Below are 17,710 nucleotides of genomic sequence, written 5' to 3'. Positions count from 1 at the left end.
ATATAAATAATGATGAAGATGACAAAGAACTTATTGCTAGGGATTGCTGCCGTATGTGGCAGCACTTTTCAGGCTGTAGCTTGTACGGGAATCTCGCTGACATCCCGTGACGGCAGTTATGTGCAGGCCCGTACGATTGAATGGGCGCGCGGTGTGTTGCAAAGCGAGTATGTGATTATTCCACGTGGCCAACAGCTCACGTCATTCACTCCTACAGGTGTCAATGGACTAACGTTTACGGCAAAATATGGAGTGGTTGGTCTGGCTGTTGTACAAAAAGAATTTATTGCCGAAGGAATCAATGAGGCCGGACTTTCGGCCGGACTATTTTTCTTTCCTCATTATGGGGGATATAAAACGTATGATGCTGCACAGAACCAGCGGACACTGGCAGACCTTCAAGTGACGGAGTGGCTGTTGTCGCAGTTTTCCACTATCGACGAGGTGAAGGCAGCCCTTTCTTCTGTACGTGTTGTAGGATTGGAAAAGACAGCGGTAGTACATTGGCGTATCGGTGAACCGTCGGGGCGTCAGGTTGTGTTGGAAATTGTAGGTGGTGTGCCGCATTTTTATGAGAATGAAGTAGGAGTATTGACGAATGCCCCCGGTTTTGAATGGCAACTTACAAATTTGAACAATTACGTCAATCTTCATCCGGGTGACGCTTCCGTGCAAAAATTGAGCGGTATTACGTTGCAACCTACTGGTGGCAACTCCGGTTTTCTCGGCATTCCGGGTGATGCCACGCCTCCTTCGCGGTTTGTGCGTGCGGCCTTTTACCGGGGGACAGCTCCGCAACGTGCCACAGGCTTTGATACCGTGCAGCAATGTTTCCACTTGCTTAATAATTTTGATATTCCTATTGGTATAGAACATTCACAGGGTGATATTCCGGATATTCCCAGTGCTACGCAATGGACCTCAGCTATCGACCTCACGAACCGGAAGGTTTATTATAAAACAGCTTATAACAATTCGATACGTTGCATTGACTTAAAAGCTATTGATTTCTCAAAGGTAAAATATCAATCACAACCGTTGGATAAGATACAGGAGCAGCCGGTTGAAATGGTTAAGATTCCCCGGTAAAATATGGAACGGTATGGAGGTGCTCTTGTATAATAGTTGCTCGCATTAAGAATGCTCTCAAATAAATGTTGGTGACGTTTTACCCTCACACCCTCACCCTTTGTGCTCAATCCATTTATTCATCGGGGTTACAGGCGTGAGGGTAAAGGTGAGAGTAGGTGAGGGTAACTTTTTACTCTCACTCTGTCTCGTCCTGATTTGAGTTGACCAATCTTATTCCGTTTTTACACTAACTTCTTTATTATTACCATAATATCCACTTCCCGGCACATAAATCGGCTGCATGGCTCCACCCATATTTTTCAATTTACCCTCGTCGCGCAGACGTCGGATATGTCGCATGGCTGTACTTCTTGCCATTCCGCAAAGATATTGGAAGTCGTGTCTCCGCATAAATGGATGAGTACGGAAGTACTTAGTCAGTTGCAGGTCAATTTCCTCGTTCGTCAGTTGGGTGAAATCCAGTCCACCTTTGAGGTTTTTCACTTTAAGAACGCCGAATTCGTTTTTCAATGTCTGGTCGGCACGAAACTGAATGGCCTTTAGCTTCACTTTGGTCACTTTCCGTTTTGTGTCTACCGTTACAGGTTCCGTGGTCGTCAGGCAGGGATGGAAATAACCGATGCCGTCCAGATGAACTTGGCGTCCTTCCGCCAATTCCTGTCCCATGATGTGTGAAAGCGCATCAAGTACGGCTGTGACGTCTGTTTCTGTCAGTGAACAACGTTCTTGAATACGTCGGCGCAGTACGTCGGTCCCTGTGGAACCGTTGTATTTGATGCGCGGATGCAGGGTGTTTCCGTTTTCTCCCTGCTGTTTGTTTGAAGGCTTCGGGTCTTCATACCAATCGAATAATATTGCCATAGCTCTATATTTGTTTTAAATGAACTCTTCTTGTTATGTATTCTCTTAGATAGTAATACATTAATGCTTAATGTTTCTTTTGTTAAACTCTAATGATTTGCAAGGGCTCACCCATGTGAATAAGGCTGTTTACGTCTGTAGACGTTTTTATTTACAATTGATAGCCTGTTTGTTCACACGGGTGAGCCCTTGACAACTACTAAGCAAAGATACATAAATAATAAGGCAAATGCAAATAATATGCAGGTATTTATCGGATAAAATGCTTGTTTACCGGAAGATAAAAGCGTATCTTTACAGGAATTAAATAGGTAGATGTAATTGTAGAAAAAATAGACAAAAATAGGATGAAAATTACTTTAATCAGACAAGACAACGGGAGCGGAAAAGAGACTCTTAGCGTTTGTGAGGCAGGCACATTATTCGACAAAATGAAAACGGAAACAAAGGCGGGGCATATCACGGCTTTGCGGGGAATCATACCATTGCTGGAAGGTACGCATGCCCGATACGAACATATTGATAAATTGCCATACATCTATTCTGCTGTGGAATATACCCGTACCAAAGAGGGCGAACGGAAGATGAAGCAGTATAACGGATTGGTACAGTTGGAAGTGAGTAGGCTGGCGAGCGGCTCGGAAGTGGAATTTGTGAAGCGACAAGCGGCGCTTTTGCCACAGACTTTTGCTACTTTTGGTGGTTCGAGCGGGCGTAGTGTGAAGATATGGGTGCGCTTCGCTTTGCCGGATGACGGAGGATTGCCGACCAAGGAAGCGGAGGCGGAATTATTTCATGTTCATGCTTATTGGCTGGCTGTGAAATGTTATCAGCCGATGTTGCCTTTCGATATTGACTTGAAAGAACCGGTTTTGGCACAGAGATGCCGTATGACGCTGGACGAATCTCCTTATTATAATCCGGATGCGGTGCCGTTCTGCTTGGAACAACCGCTTATGATGCCGGGAGAAGAGACTTTCCGTCAGCGGAAACTGGGAGAGAAAAATCCGTTATTACGGTTGCAGCCGGGATATGAGTCGGCGCAAACATTCACGAAGATTTATGAAGCGGCCTTGAACAGGGCACTTCAGGAAATGGAGGATTGGAAACGTGGGGACGACTTGCAGCCTTTATTGGTTCGCCTTGCCGAGCATTGTTTCAAAGCGGGGCTTCCCGAAGAGGAAGCGATACGGCAGACGATGATTCATTATTATCGCGAAGAAGAAGAGCAGGTGATCCGTTCGATATTGCATAATCTTTATCAGGAATGTAAGGGATTCGGCAAGAAAAGCAGTATCAGTAAAGAGCAGGAGACGGCTTTTCTGTTGGAAGAGTTTATGAAACGTCGGTATGAATTCCGTTACAATACGGTGCAGGACGATTTGGAATATCGGCAGCGCGATTCTGTTCACTTTTGCTTTAAGCCGGTGGATAAACGGGTGCGCAACAGTATTGCGATCAATGCTTTGAAGGAAGGCATCAGTGCGTGGGACCGTGATGTGGATCGTTTTCTGAATTCGGAATGTGTTCCTTTGTATAATCCTGTGGAGGAATATCTTTATGAGACAGGTCGCTGGGACGGGAAGGATCGTATCCGTGCATTGGCTGGTCTGGTGCCTTGTGATAATCCGCATTGGCAGGAATTATTTTACCGCTGGTTTCTTAGTATGGTGGCGCATTGGAGGGGAGTTGATCGGCAACATGGTAATAATACTTCGCCTTTATTGGTCGGTTCGCAGGGGTATCGCAAGTCAACATTCTGTCGTATTATTCTGCCGCCGGAGTTGCGTTTCGGCTATACGGACAGTATTGATTTTAAAAGTAAACAGGAGGCGGAACGCTATTTGGGACGTTTTTTTCTGATAAATATTGATGAGTTCGATCAGATTAATGTCAGTCAGCAGGGGTTCTTGAAGCATTTGTTGCAGAAGCCTGTGGCGAATCTGCGCAAACCATACGGTAATACGATTCGGGAAATGAGGCGTTATGCTTCTTTTATCGGTACCAGCAATCAGAAAGATTTGCTTACCGATCCTAGCGGTAGCCGCCGTTTTATTTGCATTGAGGTGACGGCTCCTATTAATACGAATGTTACGATTAATTACAAGCAGCTTTATGCTCAAGCGATGGAGGCTATTTATAAAGGTGAACGTTATTGGCTGAATGATGAGGATGAAAACATATTAAAACAGACTAACCGTGAGTTTGAACAGGCGAGTCCGCTGGAACAGCTGTTCCACTGCTATCTTAATCCCGTAGAAGAGGAAATGGAAGGCGAATGGCTGACTGCCATGCAGATTTTGAGTTATTTACAGACGAAAACACGGGATAAACTGGCTATTAATAAGGTAGGACAGTTTGGGCGTGCACTTCAAAAACTGAATATTCCTTGTCGTAAGTCTCGTAAAGGGACGCTTTATCATTTGATGAAAGTGAAGTAATTGATAAAGGTGGTGTGAAAGGGGGCTTTGTCAACCCAATCAGGACGAGACAGGGTGAGGGCAAAAAGTTACCCTCACCTACCCTCACTCTTACCCTCATCACTGAAAGGATGATGAATAGGGGGATGCAGGGAAAGTGTGAGGGTGTGAGAGTAAATCATGTATAAAAAATAATTGGATATTGAATCGGATGGTAAAGAATTGTGTGGCGGTCGGCAGTCCTTGCCGGGTGATAAAGTATATTGAGAACGATTGATTGTATGGAGGAGTGGGAGGGGGATTGTCTTTTCTACGTAAAAACAGCAATTTTCGGGTCGTTTATCAGTGATGCGTGTAGTAATTTTGCGGCATTGGAAATGAGAGTGCGAGTGTAAAAACGAAAATATTATTAGCTGTTATTTCAACTGTAAATATAATAAACGTATCTTTGGAAGTATGGAAGATAAAACGAATGTGATTAAGATACAGCGTTATCATTCTCCTTGTGGTGATTTGATGCTTGGCTCGCTGGAGGATAAGCTTTGTCTTTGTGACTGGGCGGCTGAAAGTCATAGGGATATCGTAGACAGGAGATTGCGGAAAGTGCTGAAAGCTGGTTATGAGAAAAGTACATCAGATGTGATACTGGAGGCGATGAGCCAGTTAGATGAATATTTCAATGGCGAGCGGACTGTGTTTGAGGTGCCTTTGCTTTTTGTTGGTACGGAGTTTCAGAAGAGTGTATGGTATAAGTTGTTGGAGATTCCATACGGTTCGACTGTGTCATACGGTGAGCTGGCAAAACAACTCGATTTGCCGAAAGCTGTCCGTGCTGTTGCTGCCGCTAATGGGGCGAACGCTATTTCTATTTTTGCTCCGTGCCATCGTGTCATCGGTAGTAACCGCACGCTTGTTGGGTATGGAGGCGGATTGCCTGCCAAAAAGCGGTTGCTGGATTTGGAATTAAATGGCAAACCTCTGTTATGAATGAGCAAAAAACGCTTGACTATGCACGTATTGCGCAGGCAATCGGGTATATAAGGGAGAATTTTAAAAGGCAACCTGGATTGGATGAGATTGCCGGGGAGGTGGCGTTGAGTACAGCGCATTTCCAACGTATGTTTACGGAGTGGGCGGGAATTAGCCCTAAGAAGTTCTTGCAATATACTAGTATTGAATATGCCAAGAGAATCTTGAATGAAACTCATGCGTCTTTATTCGATGCGGCACAGGAAACAGGGCTTTCCGGTACGGGCAGATTGTATGACTTGTTTGTAAATATAGAAGGGATGACGCCGGGCGAATATAAAAACGGAGGTGAAAGTCTTTCTATCAATTATAGTTTTGCCAAAAGTCCTTTCGGTGAAATCTTCATTGCGTCTACCGATAAAGGTATTTGTTGTATGGAGTTTGCAGACGATCATGACGCGGCTTTTAACTCTTTACGGAAGAAGTTTCCTAATGCAAAGTTTACCTCGATTGTGGATGAAGTGCAGCAAAATGCTTTATTTATCTTCACGCAGGACTGGAGTAAACTCAAAGAAATAAAATTGCATCTGAAAGGTACTGACTTTCAACTAAAGGTATGGGAAACCTTACGGAAAATTCCTGTCGGTGGCTTGACTACTTACGGAGATATAGCCGTAGGAATCAATAATCCGAGAGCTTGCCGGGCTGTTGGAACGGCTGTCGGTGAGAATCCCGTAGCTTTCCTTATTCCGTGTCATCGGGTCATTCGTGCTTCCGGTGAGTTGGGAAATTACCATTGGGGAGAGATTCGCAAGACTGCAATGATTGGTTGGGAGGCTGCAAAAGGTGAGGTAAAGAGGGGATTATAGGGAAGAATGAAGGTGATTTTAGCTCATGTTTTTTTTAGGGCAATGCTGTTTCTTATATTATTAATATATAACTAATTTGATTATGAAATTATTGGTATTCCTTGCTAAAGGGTTTGAAACGATTGAGTTTAGTGCTTTTATAGATGTTATGGGATGGGCAAAGACGGATTTTGATTGTAAAATAGATGTTGTGACCTGTGGTTTGAATCAAAAAGTGATTAGTTCTTTCAATGTTCCTGTTTTGGTGGATAAAGTCATGGATGAAGTGTCTGCAGATGGATATGACGCGCTTGCGATACCCGGCGGATTTGAAGAATTCGGATTCTATGAGGAGGCATATAATGAACAACTTCTGGAATTGATACGACTGTTTGACTCACAAAAGAAATGGATCGCAACAGTCTGCGTGGGAGCTTTGCCTGTTGGGAAAAGTGGAGTGTTGAACGGTCGGAAAGCAACAACTTATCATCTTAGAGGTGCTCATAAACAGAAAGTGCTTCAGGGATTTGGAGCAACTATCGTAAATTCTCCCATCGTGGTGGATGATAATATCATAACTTCTTATTGTCCTCAAACATCATACGGGGTTGCATTGCTTTTATTAGAGAAGTTGACCTCTCATAAAGAAATGGTTTTAGTGAAAGATGCTATGGGATTTTAATAAGTTGCATTTAAGCACTGCACTCGGTTTTGAGTTCGCTATGGATGATGCTTCTCACTGCTTTTTCATGTTTGAATAAATAATAATAAGTGCTTGCGGTAAGAAAAGCCAGAAACCGGATATTGGTTCGACTATGCAACCGATTATGGTGAACAGTAGAATGAAGTAACCTAAAAATAAAGGTGCCGGTTTTTGTTCTTTTCTGATATAGTATTGAAGTGTCTCTCCCCAAAGAATAAGTATTATTCCGCAGATTAGGAACCAGAAAGCAAAGCCCAGGTTATGATTTTCTCCAATAGAGTCTATTAATCCATTGTTAAGCATTTCCGTAAAAGCTTCTTTTCCAAGAAATAACGCATAAATGGTATGAATGACTCCTGTTGCTGTTAAAAGTGTTCCACTATATTTCCAAAGTTTCATGTTCTTGCCTTTTTAGTATTTTATTGGGATGTACACTTCTACAGAATTTGAAATTTAATCCGTTTTAACATATCATCCGGTTCTTAATAAGTTGCTCGATAACGCAAATATAAGTAATCATGTACGATTCCCAACGTATGATTTCGACATTTGTGTTTGTTTTAGATTCTTTATACTTGCTCATTCGTTTTCTTGTTGTGATATCTGTGGACATGAGTTGCTTTATAAATATCCTTTAGTTCTTCTTTATTGTATTGAAAATTATATCTTTGTATTTCAGATAGTTGGATTTATGGAGTTTATAAAAGAGGCTGGCGTTTCACCACAAAAAAGTATGGATATTAAGAATGATAAGATCACAATAAAGCCTTTGCGTGATAAAGATGTAGGCATTTTCAGTAAATGGTTGGCTAAAGAATATATTTATAAATGGTTCTGCCCTGACGGAGAAGAACATAAAATGGCTTGGTTGGATGAGGTAAATAATAGAAATACCCAATATCATTATATGAAACATTTCATTGTTTATTATAATGATAAAGCCATTGGCTTTTGTTTATACTTGGATTGTTATTTTGAAAAAGAATATATACCGGAACATTACGGAAAAACTGTCGATGAGAAAGAGACAGTCTTTGAAATAGGTTATCTCATAGGCGAAGAGGAATATTTGGGTAAGGGCATCGGGAAGATTATTGTAAAGAAGCTGATCGGGGAAATTGCCGAAATAGGAGGGAAAGAGATATTGGCTGACCCTGATGAGGCTAATGTTTTATCCATAAGAACATTGTTAAGTAATGGATTCGTAAAAGTAAAAGATTGCGATTATAGGTATTGTCTTAAATAGATAAGAAAACTTCTTTTGAAAGAAGTTTTCTTATACGGCCATTCTATTTATTATTTGAATACAAAGTTGCTCAATAGATAACTCAAGAAGTTACCATAAATGATTATCTTTTATCTGACTTGTAAACTCATTTATGGCATCATATCTCAGCTTCGAAACAGAAGAGTTTACTTTCGCTATTTTCTTCGTTAAAAACCTTTCGATGAAATTCATTTTGTCAAACTGAAACTCACCACCTAAAATGGCTTTGGGAATCGATAATCTCTGTAAGAACTCCGGGAAAGCCTTGTTCATTTCTTCCGCTTCTTGTTCTTCGTTCATACAACAGATGAACAACCCTATTACTTTTTGCTCTAATAACGGTTGGTTATTGTGACAGAATTGAGTAACTTTTCGGTTTGGAGAGCCCGCATAAATAGCTGTTCCAAGAATTATTCGATCGTAAGTTCGGATATCAGGTCTCGGACACTCCTTTAATGAGATGTAGTCAACTTTATTAGTCAACTTTTCTCCGATAAGGTGTGTTACTCGCTCGGTAGTTCCATGTTTTGAATAATATATGATAGCTGTTTTCATTTTCAACAGGCATAAGCGGTTTAAAATAGCCGTTAATAAGTGGCATGGTTATCCTCTGTAAAGGTAGAGACTTTATTCTGACTAGCAAACAGTTTTCGATATAATTAATCTATATCTTGTTTTTCTCATATTTGAAAAGTATGTTCCCCATCTCAAAACGAGATAGGGAGCATTTCTTAATATATAATTAATGTACAGGTGCCAAGATTGATTCCATAATACCTGTACATATTGAAATTCCTACTTAATATCCCGGATTTTGATACTCGCTGCCATTGGTGATTGTTGCAGTAAATGTAGTTGAAATGGGACGTAATGCATAATTCGGGTGAAAGAATTGTGCTAAGTCCGGATGAGTATTCTCCAGATACTCCGAGTTCTTAAACATTCCTGTCCGTTTCAAGTCGTAGAAGCGGCAATATTCTCCGCAAAGTTCACGGCCTCTTTCGTCTAAGATATCTCGTACTGTAATACTCCCTGTAAGCGGATTTGCTCCGGCACGTTCACGAACCTTGTTGATATAACCGGCTGCATTCGCACCACCATTCAGGTAAATATCAGCTTCTGCCGCAATCAAATAAACTTCTGCCATGCGCATGATAAACGTTGCATTCAGATTACCGTTTCTCTGTTTGGAAGCATTGGCTACATAATAATTGCTGCTGTTATGCTTATTCAGTGATGGATAATAGTAGCGGAATTGGTTCTCATTTGTGCCGTCATTTTTGTAATTGCCAGTGACGTTTGTATAAGCATAATTCATGTTCACATTATTATTGTCATCACTATATACATGATGATAATCAATTAGCAAATAATCAGAAATGTGTTCTTTTTGTTTCTCTGTCGCATAATCGATGTCCTGCGGCATGATGAATTTAATGGCTAAATCACCTTTATTCAGAGCTTTGCCAATGACGGTTTCTTCCTTGTCATACATGTGGACGGCACTTTCATCCCACGTGTAATTCTTGTTCGCGTTCCACTCTGTAGTGAACGATTCATGAAATCTGGGGTCCAATGTTCCGTCTTTCTGTACATATAAACTCAATAAATGCTGTGTGGGCATAAAGATACCGGTAATTGAGCCTTCCCAAGTAAGACGTGTTTCCTGATTATCTTCACGAGCACCGAACTTATTGATATTGCATAAGAAATACTCATCGTTGCGATTTAGCTTGTAATTTCCGTTGCTTGATCCGTGACCGTCTGCTCCTGCATACCAGCGATGTTTCCAGAGAGCTTCCTTGTTTTCCCAGTTATTGCTCTCTTTAAACACTTCGCTATACGATGGATACATATACGTATTGTATTTCCCACCGCCGGTTTCGCAATCGGTAATCAATTTCTTGGCTGTATCCAGAGCTTCCTGCAAATATTCGGTGCTTCCATATTCGTACGTCTGCAAGCAGGCTTTAGCCAGAAAACCGAGAGCGGCTTTCTTTGTCGGGGTGGTAGTAGTTGCATGTGTACCTGTTGGTAACCATTCGGATGCGAATCTTAAATCGGGCAGGATTACTTCCTGATAGATAGTCATCGGATCGGTACGGGTGGGGGAGTAAGTCAGTGTTTCCGCTGTTATCGGTTCTGTGAGCATCGTCACTGCTCCGAATTGTTCCACTGCATTGAAATAATAGACAGCTCTAAGAAAACGGGCTTCCGCAATCTTGGCATTCCGCTCCTCTTCCGTGGTGTAGGGAGGTTTGTCTCCTAATGCGATAGCTTCGTTACAGGCTCCCACACCGTCGTATGTCCCGTTCCACCAATTATTGGTGTAAGTCGTATTGGGTGATGTTCCTGCGAAAAACCAGAACCACTGTGTGTAACTTGTTGATTCGTTGGCTTTATACGTCCAAAGATCGGTGTCGCCTTCAGTCAGTGACATCCAGTCCGCAGAACCGTAGTAAAACCTTTCCATAGCAAAATAACACTGGTTAATCAGGGTTTCATATCCATCTATGGAAGTAGCCAAAGCCTCTTTGGTAAATGCGCCCGGGTTGTATTCCTCCAAGGTGCAGGAATGTAGAGATAAGGCCGAGAACAGCACACTGCAAAATATGAATTTTATATATATCCTTTTCATGATTATAATCTTTTGTTAGAATGTCAAATTAACGCCAAAAACAAATTGCCGGTAGGTAGGAAATGCATCCGAACCGTTGGTTTCGGGATCAGTATCTTTCAACTGCTTATCTTTTACAAAGATGAACGGATTGTAGGCTGTGGCATAAATACGGCATTTCTCCATTAAAACTTTGCGGGAAATATTGACGGGTAGTGTATATCCCAGCGTGATATTCTTAATCTTAATGAAGGAGCCGTCGCGCACTCTTAATGAAGGATATACGGTTTTTTGTTCGTCTCCCGTTCCGGGACGGGGGAAATAGGCTCCTTGATTATCCTCTGTCCAGTAGTCTACGCCTGCCAGTTGATTCTTGGTTACGCTCTGTTCGGCGGTATAATAACCGAGCAGGTCACTGTTGATTGTCTGTCCGTAACGTGCCATGGCAAAGACGGATAAATCAAAATTCTTGTAGGTGAAGGAATTGCTGAATCCGATGATCCAGTCCGGATTGGAATGTCCTAGAATTTGCCGGTCTTCCGTACTGTATTTATGCACACCTCCATCACCTTTCTGGTCTAAGGTTTCTATCTTGATGAAGCCGGGTTTTACGCCGTAGGCATCCAATGTTTCCTGCGGAGTATCGGTTCCCCAAATTCCGGCATATTTATATCCGTAAATAGCTTTAATCGGTTCACCGACAAACAGATTTTCGGCGATCAGATCACCGTCAGGCAGATCGTCTATTTGTTCCTTGTTCCAGGTGACGGATAAAGTGGTGTTCCATGTGAAATTTTTATGCCGTATGTTGTGCGAAGTGATCGTTGCTTCCACACCTTGGTTACTGGTCTGGGCGATGTTCTGCCAGATAGCCAGAGGCGATCCCCATCCGGTCAGACCGCTGGTGATGGGCAATGTACGTTTGAATAATAATCCTTTGGTGGTTGTCTTGAACCATTCTACCGATCCGTCGATGCGACCGTTCAGGATGCCGAAATCCAACCCCACATTCCAGTTGTATGATTTCTCCCATCCGAGGTCGGAACTACCGTAATTATCAGCGTATTGCGTGAAAGGAACGATCTTCCCATTAATGGAAATTCCCGAAGCAGTATATACGTATGCTTGTGTTGTGGTGCTGTATGCGGTGGTTCCTCCCGAGTTACCCGTGATGCCGTAGCTCACTCTCAATGTCAGGTTGTCCAGCCAACTACGTGTCTTTTCCATAAATGCTTCGTCCGATATTCTCCACGCCAGTGCGCCTGCGGGGAAAGCATCCCATTTATGTCCGGTGGAGAATTGTGAAACACCGTCCCAACGGGTCGAGAAGTTAAATAGGTATTTACCCTTGTATGAATAGTTCAGACGGAAGGCAAAAGACATTTTCTGCGTCTGTGCGAAGTCGGATTCTACATGTTGGGAAGTGCCCGATGTCAGTCGCCAGAAAGACCATTGATCTACCATTTGACCGCTGGCGGCAGCCATGCTACTTTCCGACTGGTTCTTATTCCAGGAAGTAATCAGTGAACCTCCCAGATTATGGTCTTTGGCGATGGTTGTGTTGTATGCGAGAATATTCTCCCAAGTGTAATTCCAGGCATTGTTGTTGGTGATGGAAGCATGCGGTGAACCTGCATAAGACGGACGGTTGGCATTGCACTTCTCTCCCCAGTATTGCCCGCGGCGTGAGTGATTCAACGTACCATTGACACGACTGGTAAAAGTCAGGTCTTTGACAGGAGTTAGTTCGACATAGCCGCTCATATTCAGGTAGGTAGAACGTGTGTTGTCTACATACTGGTTCTCTATAAAATCACTCATCGGGGAATATTGTCCTGTGATGTATTCGTGATTGATCTCCCCTTTTTCGGTATAAGCATCACCCAACGGGATGGCGGAGAGAGATTTGGTGAATGTGTTTTTTACGCCGGAGTTCAAGTCCCGGTAGACTAAATTGGAGGTAAAGCCCACCTTTGCCCATGAAAATATCTGCTGATCCAGATTGAGGCGTAACGAATATCTGTTCAGATTTTCGTTATTAAGTAAACCTTCCTCCCGGTTGTAGGAAGTCGAAGCAAATAATTTTGTCTTTTCAGTGCCACTGCTGACCGAAAGACTGTATTTCTGTGTGGTAGCCGTGTTGCCCGACACTTCATCTATCCAGTCTATCCATTTGCCGTCGTTGTATGCATCTATAAAATCCTGTTTCCCCAGTAGGGCGGACATATCGGTAGGATAGTCACCATTTTTATATTTATAGGCTTCTTGCTGGTAGGTGACCCATTCATCCCGCGTCATCCCATGTCTGTAGTTGGGTGAACCGCTGAATCCGTAATAAGCATCGAAGTTTACGGTCGCTTTTCCCTCTTTTCCTCTTTTGGTGGTGATGATTACAACGCCGTTTGCTCCTGCGGAACCATAAATGGCGGTGGAAGAAGCATCTTTCAACACATCTACACTCTCGATGTCCGACGGGCTGACCTGGCTATAACTGCCGGGGATTCCATCGATAATAAACAACGGTTCGTTGCTGCCATAAATAGATCGTGAACCACGTAACAGGATAGTGACATCACCTCCTACCTGTCCCGAAGTCTTGGTGATATCCATTCCGGGTATCTTGCCTTGAAGGGCTTCCATCACATTATTGGTAGGAGCGGCCAGTACTTCTGCACTTTTGACGGAGGTTACCGCCCCCGTCAAATCCCGTTTTTTGACCGATCCGTATCCTACCACCACTACTTCATCAATCAGTCTGGCATCTTCCGTCAGTATGATTTCCAGCTTGTTCTTGTTGCGTGTATTGACTTCCTGCTCCGTGTATCCCATATAAGATACCTTTAATACTGCATTGGGCGCTACGCGCAGTGTGAACAGTCCGTCTACATTCGTAATCGTCCCGTTGCTGGTACCTTTTTCAACGATATTCGCTCCGATAATCGTCTCTCCTTGAGAGTTTTTCACTATACCCGAGATCGTTCTACTCTGTTGGCAATAAGCCCGTGTTGATCCAAGTATCGATAATGAACCTATTAATAGGAATAATAGGTAAAAATTCATTCTATAAACAGTCTTTAGGGGATTATTCTCCCCTATGTTTGTTTTATCAGAAAATGATTTCATGCTTTTTGTTTAATTGTATGTTTACTAATTTGTTTTTGGATAGCTAAATTTCAGGATGATTTAAAGCTATGTTTCGATTGTAATGACTTTACTTACCCCATAGGCTATTAGATTTTATTGGTTAAATGATGATTGTTCAGAATGTCAATGCCAATTGAACATTATTCTGTTACTGTTTTGAATGTGGCGCCACGATTCATGTCAGTAAAAAAACTGACAGGGCAAAATTATGCATATAGAACTGGGGATTGAAAAAAATAAAGTTGACTTTTATCAGGACAGAGTTGTTTCTTACTACCTGTTGTATATTTGATTTTATAAGGTAATATTGTTGTTGATTAAACCTTTACCCGTCGTAAACTTTACGGTAGTAAAGTTTTAGAAGTAGATAAAATGATAAAGACTGGGATAAAATAGATCTAATTAGGTTATATTTAAAAGAGAAACAGATAGAAAGCTGTCTTTTTCAAAGGGCGATATGTAGTTGCGAATTTTATTTTCATTATCTTTGTCTCAATGTATTTACTAAAGCAACAATGATATGGATATTAAAGTAAAAGACAAGGTGAATCAAAGGCATGTCGGTCGCAATCTGCAAAGAATCCGTGTGTATCTGGGTATGAAACAGGAAGCGTTGGCTTCTGATCTGGGTGTTAGTCAGCAGGAGATCTCGAAAATAGAGAAACAAGATGAAATAGAAGACGGACTGTTGACAAAAATAGCTGAAGTCTTGGGAATATCTACTGATGTCATCAAGGATTTTGATGTTGAAAAAGCCATTTGTAATATTAATAATTATAAAGATGCTACCATTTCTCCGGGAGCAATTGCTACTGTTTATGCTCATAACCAACAGATTAATCCTATTGAAAAGGTGGTTGAACTGTATGAACGCTTGTTGAAAAGTGAACAAGAGAAAATAGAGATTCTAAGAGAGTGCATAAAGCAGGGAAAATAATCAACAGACTGGAATATGGAAACGGAAAAGTACACAAATACAATTCATCTGGGAAGAAAAATTGAACGGGTGCGTCGGCTTCGGGGAATGACTCAAGCGGAACTCGGTGATTTGTTAGGTATAACGAAACAGGCTGTTTCGAAAATAGAACAAACAGAGAAGTTTGACGATGAACGATTAGGCGAGATTGCTTCAGCATTAGGCGTTACTGTAGATGGCCTGAAGAATTTTAATGAAGAGACAATCTTGTATAATACGAATAACTTCTACGAGAATTGCGGTGTTAAAAGTGCTGTCAGTAATACAGGTAATAATCAGACCTTTAATAGTTTCCCTGTTGAACAGGTAATTGAGATTTTCGAAAAGCTGTTGGATAAACAAAAGGAACAATTTGAAACTTTAAAAAAAGAGAAGAAATAAATATCTCCAAGATATTGAATTTTATCAGTAGTAGTTATATTCCTGATACAATGATAGCTGAATTGATTTCCTCAAAAAACAAGGAAATAGATTGGTTGAAAGAAGAAATAAAGTTTTTAAGAGGGGAAAATGAAAAACTGTTGCTGATTGTGGGTGAAAAGATATGAGATGATGTTATCATAATTATGTGATACACTTCTGTCTGTTGTTTATATGGGTAGTTATCACCTTTATGTTGTAAGCATAACTAAGATCTGATTGAGACTTTATAAATAATATTTTTTACTGTAAATGTTGAGGTATCCAAACTCTTTTTAATTCAAGGAGTTTGGATGCTATTTTTAAGTTTACTGCATTATGGTGTAGTATTCATAATACAAAAGCAAATATTTCGGGTGACAAGATGATATCTTTTATCTTTTTCTTTGAAAAAAAATATCACAAACTTTTATTTGAAGACTAATTTAGTTATTCTGCGTTCTTATTACTTTTTGTATCATTAGTATGATCCATACAGATATAACAAAGGGAGCGGTTAAGGTAGTGATACCCAAACTCATTCCTAGAATCTGTAATACGGTGGACAGTAAGACAGAGCATCCTGCCCATACGCCACTTTTCCAGCCCGTTCCTCCTAAAGCTATTGCACATAATACCCCATTATAGCCCATTAATCCGGCATTTAAGTCTGTAGCATCCACTTCAAGTAAAATGGCTAGGGGAATAGGAAGAAGTGCTCCCAAGATAGTATAGAGACTTGCCTTTCGAGAATTAATCAAAATGCCTATAAGGAAACATAATCCGGATAGAATTGTATTTCCCTGAAACATGACTTGCCCTATACCTAAGCAGAAGGCTTGGAAATAATTAATATTCTGTGTGGTATCAATAACCGTATAGGAAACTGATAGTAAATCTGGTATAAGCCAGCTGCAAACTCCCAACATTCCCCATACAGCAAGAATGAAAGGAGCAGTAAAGCCAGGAATTAAACGTTGCTGATTAAAAAAATAGGCAATCCATGTGGAAAGGGCCGAAGCGATAATCAACATGATTAAACTTCCTACCGATAATTGTAGAAATACGCCAACTGCTATACCTACTAAAGTTCCATTAAATCCGTATAATCCATTTTTAATATCATCATACTTATATCCCGAAAAATGGGCTGTCAGTGTACTTATTATATTACCGCAGACTGCTAGTATTCCCATTTGCCATGAGTTTAGAAATATTCCAATTAGCATGAATAATCCGGATAACGCATTATTCTGAAACATCACTTGTCCTATTCCACGTCCCAGAATAAGTAATAAATTGTGTATAAAGACCATTTGTATAAAAGATTGACTGATAAAATGATGACAAAAGTACAACCTTCTATTGAAAATAGCAATATCAAGAGATGGAGAATTAGAAAAGTGTAAAGAGATGTGGAATTATCATGTACGGTCAATTCACTAATTATTGTGCTAAGCATAATATTCATGACTATGTTAATGATTTACTTATAGGGGATGAATCTCGTTTTGATTGGACAGGAATAGATTTAATAGTTCCTTATTGGCCTTACTGTTAATTGAAAGTTCTCTGTTTTTTTGGAAAACATCCAAAGAACTGGAACATTCACCGCAGATATCTACTCCGATAATTTCTTCTTTTTTTAGAATGATGGAGAGGAGTTTCTCCAATTCGGTCAGTGATAGGGAACCCTGATCCCAATTGGTTACTGCTGATTTTATGTCCAATACATCTTTGTCCACTGATATATAGACAGGCTCATTCAGATGTTCATGAGAGAATCTGTTCCATCCTTCTTCGTGAGAAAGTTCTGTTTCGCTATAAAACTTTAATTTTTCTCCATAATTGGGATGCAGTGCTTTGATCAACTTTTCAGCAGCACCGACGATACATACTTTTTGAAGATAAGGATTTGTATCCAATACTTTTTTCACCCAACATCCGCATGACATTAGATTGTCAAATAAGGAAGGTTGCATATCTGGATGATGATCAAAGACAACTAGTGAGAATGGGGTCTTTATTTTATCCGTCCAAAATTTACTGATATAATGATAGTTACCGGAATCAATGAAATGTATTCCTTCAGGTAAGTAGGGGGCCATTCTTTGTCTAATGACTTTGGCTGCTTCTGCATCACAGTAGCAGTTGGTTCCGTTTAGGTCGGTACAATCTATCCACTGGAAATGGATGTCGTTTATAAATCTTTCCTGCTCATAGACATGAGTGAAATTCATAAGAATAATGTTCGGTTTCATTGTTCTTTATCTTTTATTGAATAACCTTTGAAACTTGTCATGTATAAAAGCGGAGTGTGTCAAAACGCAGATTAACGCAAATTATCGCAGATTATTTCAATTATATTTATATATTAATCAACGATTTATGAAATTATTTCTGCGATAATTTGC

General features: G+C 40.9%; 15 protein-coding genes. 8 read left to right on the top strand and 7 right to left on the bottom strand.

Annotated features, from left to right (window positions below):
* Positions 1 to 9 precede the first annotated feature (9 nt).
* Complete coding sequence (locus INE92_RS15000) at positions 10 to 1,089, top strand: linear amide C-N hydrolase (protein WP_004299162.1); 1,080 nt, start codon at positions 10 to 12, stop codon at positions 1,087 to 1,089.
* Positions 1,090 to 1,302: 213 nt separating this feature from the next.
* On the opposite strand, the gene INE92_RS14995 is transcribed toward INE92_RS15000, so the two are convergent.
* The gene (locus INE92_RS14995) at positions 1,303 to 1,953 is read right to left on the bottom strand and encodes an HU family DNA-binding protein (protein ID WP_004306439.1); all 651 of its coding nucleotides are present in this window, start codon (positions 1,951 to 1,953) and stop codon (positions 1,303 to 1,305) included.
* 347 nt (positions 1,954 to 2,300) lie between these two features.
* Between INE92_RS14995 and INE92_RS14990 the strand changes: the two genes are divergently transcribed.
* The 4 genes from INE92_RS14990 (at position 2,301) to INE92_RS14975 (ending at position 6,872) form a co-directional block, all read left to right on the top strand.
* The gene (locus INE92_RS14990; protein ID WP_004315231.1) at positions 2,301 to 4,394 is read left to right on the top strand and encodes a BT4734/BF3469 family protein; all 2,094 of its coding nucleotides are present in this window, start codon (positions 2,301 to 2,303) and stop codon (positions 4,392 to 4,394) included.
* A 435-nt stretch (positions 4,395 to 4,829) separates the two neighbouring features.
* On the top strand, positions 4,830 to 5,360 hold the full coding sequence (locus INE92_RS14985; protein ID WP_211421178.1) for a methylated-DNA--[protein]-cysteine S-methyltransferase: 531 nt from the start codon (positions 4,830 to 4,832) through the stop codon (positions 5,358 to 5,360).
* Positions 5,357 to 6,211, top strand: coding sequence for a methylated-DNA--[protein]-cysteine S-methyltransferase (locus INE92_RS14980; RefSeq protein ID WP_211421177.1), 855 nt, complete (start codon positions 5,357 to 5,359; stop codon positions 6,209 to 6,211). Before INE92_RS14985 ends, INE92_RS14980 begins: the two co-directional genes overlap by 4 nt.
* 82 nt (positions 6,212 to 6,293) lie before the next feature.
* The gene (locus tag INE92_RS14975) at positions 6,294 to 6,872 is read left to right on the top strand and encodes a DJ-1/PfpI family protein (RefSeq protein WP_008777386.1); all 579 of its coding nucleotides are present in this window, start codon (positions 6,294 to 6,296) and stop codon (positions 6,870 to 6,872) included.
* Positions 6,873 to 6,926: 54 nt separating this feature from the next.
* On the opposite strand, the gene INE92_RS14970 is transcribed toward INE92_RS14975, so the two are convergent.
* Positions 6,927 to 7,292, bottom strand: a complete 366-nt coding sequence (locus INE92_RS14970) for a DUF6463 family protein (RefSeq protein ID WP_004309084.1) — start codon at positions 7,290 to 7,292, stop codon at positions 6,927 to 6,929.
* Between the two features lie 334 nt (positions 7,293 to 7,626).
* On the opposite strand from INE92_RS14970, the gene INE92_RS14965 reads away from it, so the two are divergent.
* Positions 7,627 to 8,139, top strand: coding sequence for a GNAT family N-acetyltransferase (locus tag INE92_RS14965; protein WP_074705883.1), 513 nt, complete (start codon positions 7,627 to 7,629; stop codon positions 8,137 to 8,139).
* Between the two features lie 90 nt (positions 8,140 to 8,229).
* Here the strand turns inward: INE92_RS14965 and INE92_RS14960 are convergent, their stop codons facing one another.
* From INE92_RS14960 to INE92_RS14950, 3 genes are all read right to left on the bottom strand, one after another.
* Positions 8,230 to 8,715 carry a flavodoxin domain-containing protein gene (locus INE92_RS14960; protein WP_117684730.1) on the bottom strand — a complete coding sequence of 162 codons (486 nt, stop codon included), beginning with the start codon at positions 8,713 to 8,715 and terminating at the stop codon, positions 8,230 to 8,232.
* A gap of 244 nt (positions 8,716 to 8,959) precedes the next feature.
* A complete protein-coding gene (locus INE92_RS14955; RefSeq protein WP_004315230.1) occupies positions 8,960 to 10,798 on the bottom strand; it encodes a RagB/SusD family nutrient uptake outer membrane protein in 1,839 nt (612 codons plus the stop codon).
* A 15-nt stretch (positions 10,799 to 10,813) separates the two neighbouring features.
* Entirely contained in the window at positions 10,814 to 13,900 is a 3,087-nt protein-coding gene (locus INE92_RS14950) for a SusC/RagA family TonB-linked outer membrane protein (RefSeq protein WP_211421176.1), read from the bottom strand.
* Between the two features lie 541 nt (positions 13,901 to 14,441).
* Here INE92_RS14950 and INE92_RS14945 point away from each other — a divergent pair.
* The gene (locus INE92_RS14945; protein ID WP_004306458.1) at positions 14,442 to 14,858 is read left to right on the top strand and encodes a helix-turn-helix domain-containing protein; all 417 of its coding nucleotides are present in this window, start codon (positions 14,442 to 14,444) and stop codon (positions 14,856 to 14,858) included.
* Positions 14,859 to 14,873: 15 nt separating this feature from the next.
* Entirely contained in the window at positions 14,874 to 15,278 is a 405-nt protein-coding gene (locus INE92_RS14940) for a helix-turn-helix domain-containing protein (protein WP_004299170.1), read from the top strand.
* A gap of 464 nt (positions 15,279 to 15,742) precedes the next feature.
* Here the strand turns inward: INE92_RS14940 and INE92_RS14935 are convergent, their stop codons facing one another.
* Both INE92_RS14935 and INE92_RS14930 read right to left on the bottom strand, forming a co-directional pair.
* On the bottom strand, positions 15,743 to 16,612 hold the full coding sequence (locus tag INE92_RS14935; RefSeq protein ID WP_008650018.1) for an urea transporter: 870 nt from the start codon (positions 16,610 to 16,612) through the stop codon (positions 15,743 to 15,745).
* Positions 16,613 to 16,786: 174 nt separating this feature from the next.
* Complete coding sequence (locus INE92_RS14930; RefSeq protein ID WP_004306464.1) at positions 16,787 to 17,557, bottom strand: arginase family protein; 771 nt, start codon at positions 17,555 to 17,557, stop codon at positions 16,787 to 16,789.
* Positions 17,558 to 17,710: the final 153 nt, after the last annotated feature.

Source organism: Bacteroides xylanisolvens (assembly GCF_018289135.1).
GTDB classification, from domain to species: Bacteria; Bacteroidota; Bacteroidia; order Bacteroidales; family Bacteroidaceae; genus Bacteroides; species Bacteroides xylanisolvens.
The sequence above is the reverse complement of the archived record's forward strand: the minus strand, read 5'-3'. Positions and strand labels throughout refer to the sequence as shown.